Source organism: Pelomonas sp. KK5 (genome assembly GCF_001984095.1).
Taxonomy (GTDB): domain Bacteria; phylum Pseudomonadota; class Gammaproteobacteria; order Burkholderiales; family Burkholderiaceae_C; genus KK5.
This window is the reverse complement of the sequence record NZ_LYVQ01000241.1, coordinates 1-9,963: the sequence shown is the minus strand read 5'-3', so window position 1 is coordinate 9,963 and position 9,963 is coordinate 1. Positions and strand designations below refer to the sequence as shown.

The window sequence follows — 9,963 nt, the reverse complement described above, 5'->3', positions numbered from 1 at the left end:
GCCTCGGCCTGCCCCATCGCCTGCACCGCCGCGCCGCTGGCGGCCAGCAGGTCGATCAGCGGCACCTGCTTCTCGGCGGCGATGCGCTTCGTGGCGTCGGCCCAGGGCTGCAGGTCGTTCTGCAGGCGGCCCTCCTTGCCGTCGAAGCTGCGGCGCGTCAGCGGCGTGGCCAGCAGCGGCGTGCCGCCCGCGGCGCGGACCTCGTCCACATAACGCGCGATGTTGATGGGGAACTCGGTCTTCAGGTCGGTCGACCGGCCGGGCTTGCCGGGCTGGTCGTTGTGGCCGAACTCGATCAGCACATAACTGGTCTTGTAGACGGACTTGTCGGCCAGCGGGGCCAGCACCTTGGCATCCCACAGGCCTTCGGCGCGGAAGCTGCCGGAGCTGCGGCCGTTCTTGGCGACGTTCAGGCAGGCGACCTGCGGCTTCAGGCGGGCGCAGAGCGCGTCGCCATAACCGTTGTTCGGGGCCAGCGTGGAGTCGCCGACGAGGATCAGGCGCACGGGCGGCAGCTCCGTCTGGCCGGCGCAACCGGCGAGCAGGGCAAAAAGGGCAAGAAGTTGGAGCCTCATGAGGACAGCGTCTCGTTGTAGACCTTGGCGCCGATGCGCACGTTCTTGAGCACCAGGCCGCGCGTGTTGAAGAGGTAGATCGGCTGCTTCTCCAGCACCGGCGTGCCGAGGTCGCAGTCGCGGACCACGATGTCGCTGACCGGCAGGATCTGCGGCGCGGGCTGGGCCGGGCCGTTGTAGTCGCTCGCGATCGGGCCGAGGATCACGATGGCCTGGTAGCTGGAGCGCGGGCCCGAAGGCGTGGGCACGCGGCCGACGGTGACGTTGGAGATGCGCACGTTGGTGACGATCGGCGGGCGGGTGCGCACCTTGTCCAGCGTGGCGTCGTAGCCGCAGTCGATGGCGATCACGGCGCCGGCCGAGACGGCGACCGTGCGGTCCGGCACCAGCGAGCCGGGCAGCGCGCGGTACATGCCCGGCGTGGTGCGGATGCCGTTGGGAATCTGGATGTTGCGGATGTGCAGGTTGCGCAGGAAGCCGCCGCGGCTCATGCTGCACTTCAGCCGGATGCCGACGTTCAGCGGGTCGCTCTTCCAGTGGCTGTTCTCGAACACCAGGTTCTGCGCATACACGTTCTGGATGCCGCCGGACATGATGCTGCCGAAGGTCAGCGCGCCGTGGCCGCTGTGCATGCGGCAGTTCTGCACGACGATGTTCTGGGCCGGGCCGTACTGCGTGTCCGGGCCCTTGCCCGAGTCGATGGCGATGCAGTCGTCGCCGGTGTTGAACTCGCTGTCCTCGATCAGCACGCCGTCGCAGGCCTCGGGGTCGAAGCCGTCGTTGTTGGGGCCCATGCTGTTGGCCAGCAGACGCCGCACGTGGACGTTGCGGCAGCCCACCGGGTTGTGCTGCCAGAAGGGCGTGTTGGTGCTCTGGTAGCCCTCGAAGAGCACGTCGGTGCAGTCGATGACCTGCACCATCTGCGGCCGCAGGTAGTGGCCGATGCCGAAGATGCGTTTCTCCTTGGGCACGCGGGCCTCGGCCAGAGCGCGCAGGAAGTCGGCGTCGCGGCGGAAGTTCCCTCCCTTGCCCTGGATGAAGGCGGCCTCTTCGGCGCTGAGGTGCGGCGCGGCCTCGCGCAGCGATGTGGGGTTGTTCGGGTTGAGGTGCACCTCGGTGCGGCCGCTGTGCGGCACGTGGCGCGGCGCGGAGCCGTCGTCCATGCGCTCGCGGCCCTTCCAGGACCACCAGCAGTCCGGCCCGTCGGCGAACTTCAGGCCCGCCTGCCCGTCGAGGATGGCGGTGTGGTCCTCGCCGGTCAGGGCGATGTTCTTCTGGCCGTAGGCGTAGACCAGCGGCGAATAGTTCAGCAGGTCGTTGCCTTCCCAGCGGCACAGGGTCAGCTTGCCGTTGGGGCCGCAATCGTGGACGCCGTACTTCGCGTAGTCGCTCGGGCGGTTGCTGAAGTAGACGTGCGCGCCGGCCTGCAGATGCAGGTGGACGTTGGACAGCAGCACGATCGGGCCGGCCACGTACCAGGCGCCGGCCGGGATCACGACGCGCCCGCCGCCGGCCGCATGGCAGGCGGCGATGGCGGCCTTGATGGCGGGGTAGCAGTCGGTGGCGTCGGGCGCCGGCGTCTGCACGGCGGCCTCGTCGGTGAAGGAGATCCAGGCGGTGGCCGGCACCAGGCGGGCCGGCTTCGCGCCGTGGGCGGTGATGGGAAAGTCCTCGTCGCGGAAGACGAGGGGCTGGGCGGCGAAGCGGTCGACGATGGCCTGGGCCTGCTGCCACGGGTCGCTTTCTTCGTCAGCGACGGCGGGCAGCGAGGCCAGGCCAAGGACGGGGGCCAGCTTCAGCAGCGCGCGGCGGGACATGTTTGGATTCAATGGCGCTCCGCAATGGGTCGAGTCACCGGGGACAAGTGGTCGCAACAGGCCGGGCCGAGCGCCGGGCCGCCCCAAGCCGGCCCGTTTGGCGATGTTGCCCGGGCTCGATGCCCGGGCAATCGCCGTCCCCTCGGGGGACCGCCCAGGCTTGCCCGCGTTCAGCGGGGCAAGACTGGGCGAGGGGCTCACCTCAATACTCGTAGGTGATGCGACCGTTCCAGGAGCGGCCGATCGGGCTCGCGGCGCTGCTCAGGTAGCCGTTGCTGTACAGCGTGCTGTTGGTCGGCGGCGGCATGCGGTCGAACACGTTGTTGATGCCGGCGATCAGCGTGATGTGCTTGAAGCCCTTGTAGGTGGCCGTCCAGTTCACCAGCGAGTACGAGGGGATCACGTGGTTGTTGGCCGCCGCGACCGTGGTCGTGTTCTGGTCCTGGTAGGTCGAGTTGAAGACCTCGGTGACCTGGGTCGACCAGTCGCCGCGCTGCCAGCCCACGCGCAGGTTGTGCTTCCAGCGGAAGGACAGGATCGGGAAGCTGCTGGTCGTGCCGTTGCTGGCCAGGCCGAAGCGCCCGATGTTGGAGACCCAGGGGCCGCCCTTGTCGATCTGGTTGTCGAACTGGGTCAGGTAGGTGCCGTCCAGGCCGAAGGTGAAGTTGCCCATGCTGGCGTGCTTGAACACGTAGCTCATGCTCAGGTCCAGGCCGGCCACCTTCTGCCCGCCCAGGTTCATCGTGATGTTGTCGATGTAGAGCAGGTTCTTGTTGGCGTCGCGGACGAACAGGTTCAGGTACTTCATCGGATCGGCCAGGTAGGCCGACTCGGGCAGGTTGGCGATCATGTCGGTCATGGTCACCTTCCAGTAGTCCAGCGAGACGGTCGCGTTCTTGACCGGCTCGACCACGATGCCCAGCGTGTAGTTCTTCGACTTCTCGGGCTGCAGGTCGGGGTTGGAGCCGGTGCGCTTGAGCTGGGTCGCGTTGCAGACGATGTTGGCGGCGTAGCCGGGCAGGGCGGTGCCGGAGCCGGTGACGCTGGGCGTGGCGCTGGGGCACAGGACCGGGTCGTCCAGCTTGGCCGAGGTGGTCGAGTTGGACCCGGGCAGGCGGTAGCCGTAGCGGTCGAACAGCGTCGGCGCGCGGAAGCCGGTGCTGGCGGAGCCGCGGAACATCAGCGAGGCCATCGGCTGGAAGCGGAAGCTGGCCTTCGGGTTGAAGGTGTTGCCGAAGTCGCTGTACTTGTCGTCGCGGGCGGCGAGGTTGACCGTCAGCGTCTTGGTGAGCGGCATGTTCAGCTCGGCGAACAGCGCGTAGACCTTGCGCGAGCTCTCGGCGTAGGTGGGCGTGGCCGCCACCGGCACGGCATAGGTGCCGATCGCCTTCTTGTCGTCGCGGGTGGAGTCGCGGTGCGCGTCGCCGCCGATGGCCAGCGCCATATTGCCGCCGCCCATCGCCATCAGCTCGCGGCTGAGCGTGAAGTCCACGCCGGTGAAGGTGCTGCGCGCGGCGCGCAGGACCTGGTCGTTGTCCAGGCGGATGCTGTCCAGGTAGGCCTGGCCGGTGGCGTCCTGCGTGACGCTGAAGGGATTGATCGTGCCGTTGGAGATGCCCTGGTTGAGCTTCAGGCCGTCGTAGATGCCCTGGTGCAGGCGGACCTTGCGGTCGCTGATGCCGATGTCAACGCCGGCCTTGTAGTCCCAGTTGGCGATCCGGCCTTCGTCGTTGATCACCAGGCGCTGGTTGATCTGGTTGTCGCGGGTGCCGGCGATCTCGGGGGCGCTGTAGTTGACCGTCAGCGCCTCGCCCTTCAGCGCGGCGATGGCGGGCACGCCGCCGGAGCCGCCGGGGTAGTACTTGCTGCTGGTCGGGGTGATGACGGCGGCCGGCACGCTGGGCGAGACGGTGGTGATCGCCGCGGCGGTGGCCGGGTTGCGCACGCTGTCGATGAACTCGTCGCCGCGGGTGTACTCGGCGGTCAGCACGTGGTCGGGGTTGATCTGCAGCGTGCCCTTGGCGAAGAAGGTGGTCTGCGAGTTGCCGTACAGCGCGGTGTTGTAGTTGTTCGGATCGAGCACGCAGGTGGCGGTCTTGCTGCTCTGGATCGAGTAGGGCGCGAGGCAGCCGGTGGCGTAGTACGGGTTGTAGGTGAGCTTGCTGCCGATGGTGGAGGTGACGTTGGCCGGGAAGGCATTGCCACCCGAAGCCGCCGAGGGCGGACGGCCCAGCGCGGTCAGCGCGGCGGCGTCGCTCAGGAAGGCGCGGTCCGAGGCGGCCAGGCGGTTGCGGCGGTGGGCGTCGAAGGTGGCGAAGACGTTCCAGCCCTGCTTGTCGATGTCGCCGGCGCCGACGGTGAAGCCGATGCGCTTCTCCTCGCCGCCGCCGTGGCGCTCGGGCTCGACCGCCTGCACCGTGGCCGTGAAGCCGGTGTAGCTGCGCTTGGTGATGAAGTTGACGACGCCGCCGATGGCGTCCGAGCCGTAGATGGAGGAGGCGCCGTCGTTCAGCACTTCCACCCGCTCCAGTGCGCTGATCGGGATGGTGTCGAGGTTGGCGTAGCCGTCGGCGATCGCCTCGTTGGCCAGGCGGCGGCCGTTCAGCAGCACCAGCGTGCGGTTGACGCCCAGGCCGCGCAAGTTGATGTTGGTGCCGGCGCCGGCATTGGACGGGGCCAGCGAGATCGACTGCGGCAGCGTCATCATCACGTCGGCCAGCGTCGTGATGCCGCGCTGGGTGAACTCCGACGCCTTGATGCTGGTGACCGGCAGGGCCTCCTCGGTGGCCAGGCGCTTGATGCTCGAGCCGGTGACTTCCACGCGCTCCAGCGCGGCGCTGGGCTTGTTGTCAGCGTCCTGCGCCTGCGCTGCCAGGCTCAGCACGGCCAGCGTGACGGCGCTCAGCAGATGGATCTTTGTACTCATGGCCTCTTGTCTCCTTCTTTATTTGAGAAATGGATGGTGTCCGGGATCTCGGGTGTGAATGCGTGAGGTGCGGCTTGCACGGCCAGAGGGCCGGGCCCGCACGCAGACCCTGATCCAGGACACACCGGCAGCAGGCCGGGGAGCATCAGGTCTTCGAGAGCGGTTTCTTCTTACAGCGAGAGGTAGTCGTCGCGGCGCGGGGAGAACTGGTCGAGCAGCGTGCTCTTGTCTTCCAGGGCCACCACGCCGTGCATGTGGAGGCGCGGTGCGATGAAGGCGTCGCCGGCGCGGATCACGCGCTTGATGCCGGCCACTTCGCATTCGAACGAACCGGAAAGGCAATAGGCGATCTGGTCGTGCGCGTCGTGGGCGTGGGGCGTGCCGATGGCGCCCTTGTCGAACTGCACCAGCACCGACATCAGCTCCGGCGTGTGCCCCACGATCTTGCGGCGGATGCCGTCGCCCAGCTCTTCCCAGGGCGTGGCGGCATTCTCAAAGTAGGCGTCCATACATCGTCTCCTCAGCCTTTGTTTGCAGCTACTATAGCGACCACGCAGAAAAATGAAACAGCGGTTCGCTAAATAGAAACCATGATTCCGGGAAAATCCCGACATGCATTAGGCTAGCGAGCAACGCTGTTTCATTTTGCCGTTCGAGCCCGAGAAAGAGACCCGCCACCATGATCCTGGACAACTTCCAACTGACCGGCAAAGTCGCCATCGTCACCGGCTGCAACACCGGCCTCGGCCAGGGCATGGCCCGGGCGCTGGCCCAGGCCGGCGCCGACATCGTGGGCGTCAATGTGTCCGAGCCGGAGGAAACCCGCCAGCAGGTCGAGGGCCTCGGCCGCCGCTTCCTGGACCTGCGCGCCAACCTCTCCGACATCTCCTGCCTCGAAGGCCTGGTGGCGCAGGCGAAGACGCTGAGCGGCCGGGTGGACATCCTGGTCAACAACGCCGGCATCATCCGCCGCGAGGATGCGATCAAGTTCAGTGAAAAAGACTGGGACGAGGTCATCGACCTGAACCTGAAGACCGTGTTCTTCTTCTCGCAGGCGGTGGCGCGGCAGTTCCTGGCCCAGGGCAGCGGCGGCAAGATCATCAACGTGGCCTCGATGCTGAGCTTCCAGGGCGGCGTGCGCGTGCCCTCGTACACGGCCAGCAAGAGCGGCGTGATGGGCGTGACCCGGCTGATGGCCAACGAGTGGGCGGCCCACCGGATCAATGTCAACGCGATCGCCCCCGGCTACATGGCCACCAACAACACGGCGGCGCTGCGGGCGGACGAGAACCGCAACTCGGCGATCCTGGAGCGCATCCCCGCCGGCCGCTGGGGCACGCCGGACGACCTGGCCGGGCCGGTCGTGTTCCTGGCCTCCGCCGCCTCCGATTACGTCAACGGCTACACCGTCGCCGTCGACGGCGGCTGGCTGGCCCGCTGAAATAACTGATGAGCTGGACGCCTGCATCAAGACGGGCGCCACCGCCGGAGACACGGTGAGATGTACGAGAACAAAAAGCTGGGTTTCCTGTTCGTGCTGCCCTTCGTGCTGGGGGTGCTGCTGTTCAAGCTCTTTCCCTTTGTGGCGAGCCTGGCGCTGAGCTTCACCCAGTACGACCTGATCGATCCGCCCGAGTTCACCGGGCTGGCCAACTACCAGGAGCTGCTGACGGCCGACCCGCTGTTCCGCAAGTCGCTGGGCGTGACGCTGCTGTTTGCGGTGCTGGCCGTGCCACTGCGCGTGGGCTTCGCGCTGCTGGTGGCCCATGTGCTGAACTTCAAGCTGCGCGGCATCAACTTCTTCCGCGCGGCCTTCTACCTGCCCTCGATCCTGGGCGGCTCGATCGCGGTGGCGGTGCTGTGGCGCTTCATCTTCTCGAAGAATGGCCTCGTCAACCTGCTGCTGGTGAAGGTGGGCATGAGCCCCATCGCCTGGCTGGCCGACGAGCACTTCTCGATGTGGACCATCGTGCTGCTGTTCACCTGGCAGTTCGGCTCGGCGATGGTGATCTTCCTGGCGGCGCTGCAGAACGTGTCGATCTCGCTCTATGAAGCGGCCGAGGTGGACGGCGCCAGCAAGTGGCAGCAGTTCTGGAAGATCACCGTGCCGCTGATCACGCCGGTGATCTTCTTCAACATGATCATGCAGATGGTCCAGGCCTTCCAGGAATTCAACGGGCCTTACATGATCACCGAGGGCGGGCCGCTGTCGTCCACCTACGTGCTGGCGCTGTACATCTACGACCAGAGCTTCCGCTTCTTCAACCTGGGCTATGGGGCGGCGCTGTCGTGGGTGCTGTTCGCGCTCGTCGCCGGGCTGGCTGGCGTCTCTTTCTGGAGCTCCCGCTACTGGGTGTTCTACAGCGGCGAGAAGGACAGCCGGAAATGAAATTCTCTTCGCTGGCCTCCACGGCCTGGCTTGACATCGTCATGCTCGGAGGAGTCGGCTGGCGAGTCCGGCCCTGCGCATCGCCGGGCTCAACTACGCCGGCCGCCCTTCGGGCGACTTCCTTCGGTGCTCGGCAACCGGCTCGCGCCGCGCAACTCGCTCGGCTACGCCTCACTCGGACAGGCGCGTCGAGTCAGTTCACGAAGCTCGCCTTCGGCTCGCCGAGCCGGCCGCCTGCGCGCCTCAGCGGCGCAGATTCGCCCGTCGACGCGCAGGGCCAGACTCGCTTCCACCAGCGGGCTGGCGCGCAAATGCTTCGTCGAACAATCCGACTGGTGGCGGCAACGCCGTGGCCTGGGCGGTTGCGCGGCGACTTCGGTGGTGCCGAGAAGCGCAGGAGCCCGAGGCGCGCGCGCAGCGCGCTTCGTGAACTGGCTTCGCACGCCTTGTTTGAGCGGAACGTAGTGCAGCGAGTTGCGTGCGGCCTCGGGTTCCGAGCATCGCAGGGGAGTCGACCCGAAGGGGAGACCGCCACCGCCGAGCCGTGCGGCCGCCCAGGCCACGGCGTTGCAACCCGGCTCGCCGCGGCAGTGTTCCCGCCGCGGCGCCGTGAGAATCGGCGAGGAACCCAATGAAGGAACTCATCCTGGGCCGCGACCGCGGCAACAAGTGGCTGCGCTACCTGATGCTCGGCGCCGTCGCCATCGTCATGCTGTACCCGCTGCTGTGGCTGGTCGGCGCCTCGTTCAAGACCAACACCGAGATCTTCACCGAAGCCGGCTTCTGGCCGCACCGCCTGGGCTTCGAGGCCTATGCCAAGGGCTGGAAGACCAGCACCGAGTACACCTTCGCCACCTACTTCCTGAACAGCTTCCTGATCACGATCCCGCGCATCATCGTGACGGTGATCTCCTGCGTGCTGGTGGCGTACGCCTTCGCACGCTTCGAGTTCTTCGCCAAGAAGCTGCTGTTCTCGATCATGGTGGCCACGATGATGCTGCCGCTGATCGTGCTCCGGCTGCCGCAGTACCTGATGTTCCGCGAGCTGGGCTGGCTGGACAGCTACCTGCCGCTGATCGTGCCCAGCGCCTTCGCCACCGACACCTTCTTCGTCTTCATGCTGGTGCAGTTCCTGCGCGGCATCCCGCGCGACATGGAGGAGGCCGCGATGATCGACGGCTGCAACCCGCTGCAGCTGCTCTGGCACATCATCGTGCCGCTGCTCAAGCCGGCCATCATCTCCGTGGTCGTCTTCCAGTTCATCTGGACGATGAACGACTTCATGGGCCCGCTGATCTACCTCGCCTCGGTGGAGAAATACCCGGTCTCGCTGGCGCTGAAGATGAGCATCGGCGCCACCGAGGAGGTGGACTGGGCCAACGTCATCGCGATCTCCGTCGTCGCGCTGATCCCCTCCGTGGCCGTGTTCTTCGCGGCGCAGAAGCATTTCATCGAAGGCGCCACCAGCAGTGGCGTGAAGGGTTGAGCATCGTGGCGCATCTGAGCCTCAAGAAAATCGAGAAGGTCTACCCCAACGGCTTCAAGGCCGTGCACGGCGTGGACCTGGAAGTGCGCGACGGCGAGTTCATGGTCTTCGTCGGCCCGTCCGGCTGCGCGAAGTCCACGCTGCTGCGCATGGTGGCGGGGCTGGAGACGATCAGCGGCGGCGAGCTGCGCATCGGCGACAAGCTGGTCAACCAGCTCTCGCCCAAGCAGCGCGGCATCGCGATGGTGTTCCAGAACTACGCGCTGTACCCGCACATGAAGGTGTACGAGAACCTGGCCTTCGGCCTGAAGCTCGGCGGCGCGAAGAAGGACGAGGTGGATCGCCGCGTGCGCCATGCGGCGAAGCTGCTGGAAATGGAGCACCTGCTGGACCGCTACCCGAAGCAGTTGAGCGGCGGACAGGCGCAGCGGGTGGCCGTGGGCCGCGCCATCGTCAAGAAGCCGGACGTGTTCCTGTTCGACGAGCCGCTGTCCAACCTCGACGCCAAGCTGCGCGCCAATATGCGCGTGCGGCTCACCGAACTGCACCGCACGCTGCGCGAATCCGGCGAGCCGGCCACGACCATCTACGTCACCCACGACCAGGTGGAGGCGATGACGATGGGCGAGCGCATCTGCGTGCTGAAGGAGGGCGTGATCCAGCAGGTGGACGTGCCGACGGCGCTGTACGAGCGGCCGGCCAACGCCTTCGTGGCCAGCTTCATCGGCTCGCCGGAGATGAACATCCATGAGGCCGAGCTGGCGAACGGC

The 9,963-nt window shown here is 66.9% G+C and carries 8 protein-coding genes; 4 read left to right on the top strand and 4 right to left on the bottom strand.

Annotated elements, in window-relative coordinates; all coding sequences use genetic code 11:
- The 4 genes from B0W88_RS26385 to B0W88_RS26370 form a co-directional block, all read right to left on the bottom strand.
- The coding region (locus B0W88_RS26385; RefSeq protein WP_083749086.1) for a GDSL-type esterase/lipase family protein at positions 1–575 on the bottom strand (575 nt) is incomplete at its 3' end.
- Positions 572–2,392, bottom strand: coding sequence for a glycoside hydrolase family 28 protein (locus tag B0W88_RS26380; RefSeq protein WP_077037566.1), 1,821 nt, complete (start codon positions 2,390–2,392; stop codon positions 572–574). The genes B0W88_RS26385 and B0W88_RS26380, both read right to left, overlap by 4 nt.
- Positions 2,393–2,594: 202 nt before the next feature.
- Positions 2,595–5,318 carry a TonB-dependent siderophore receptor gene (locus B0W88_RS35240; protein WP_077037565.1) on the bottom strand — a complete coding sequence of 908 codons (2,724 nt, stop codon included), beginning with the start codon at positions 5,316–5,318 and terminating at the stop codon, positions 2,595–2,597.
- A gap of 170 nt (positions 5,319–5,488) precedes the next feature.
- Positions 5,489–5,827: a cupin domain-containing protein gene (locus B0W88_RS26370; protein ID WP_077037564.1), complete on the bottom strand. Its 339-nt coding sequence runs from the start codon at positions 5,825–5,827 to the stop codon at positions 5,489–5,491.
- A 170-nt stretch (positions 5,828–5,997) separates the two neighbouring features.
- Here B0W88_RS26370 and kduD point away from each other — a divergent pair, with 170 nt between their 5' ends.
- From kduD to B0W88_RS26350, 4 genes are all read left to right on the top strand, one after another.
- Positions 5,998–6,759, top strand: a complete 762-nt coding sequence (kduD, locus tag B0W88_RS26365; RefSeq protein WP_077037563.1) for a 2-dehydro-3-deoxy-D-gluconate 5-dehydrogenase KduD — start codon at positions 5,998–6,000, stop codon at positions 6,757–6,759.
- A 60-nt stretch (positions 6,760–6,819) separates the two neighbouring features.
- Positions 6,820–7,707, top strand: coding sequence for a carbohydrate ABC transporter permease (locus tag B0W88_RS26360; RefSeq protein ID WP_077037562.1), 888 nt, complete (start codon positions 6,820–6,822; stop codon positions 7,705–7,707).
- Positions 7,708–8,338: 631 nt separating this feature from the next.
- Positions 8,339–9,193: a carbohydrate ABC transporter permease gene (locus B0W88_RS26355; protein WP_077037561.1), complete on the top strand. Its 855-nt coding sequence runs from the start codon at positions 8,339–8,341 to the stop codon at positions 9,191–9,193.
- A 5-nt stretch (positions 9,194–9,198) separates the two neighbouring features.
- The coding region (locus tag B0W88_RS26350) for an ABC transporter ATP-binding protein (RefSeq protein WP_077037568.1) at positions 9,199–9,963 on the top strand (765 nt) is incomplete at its 3' end.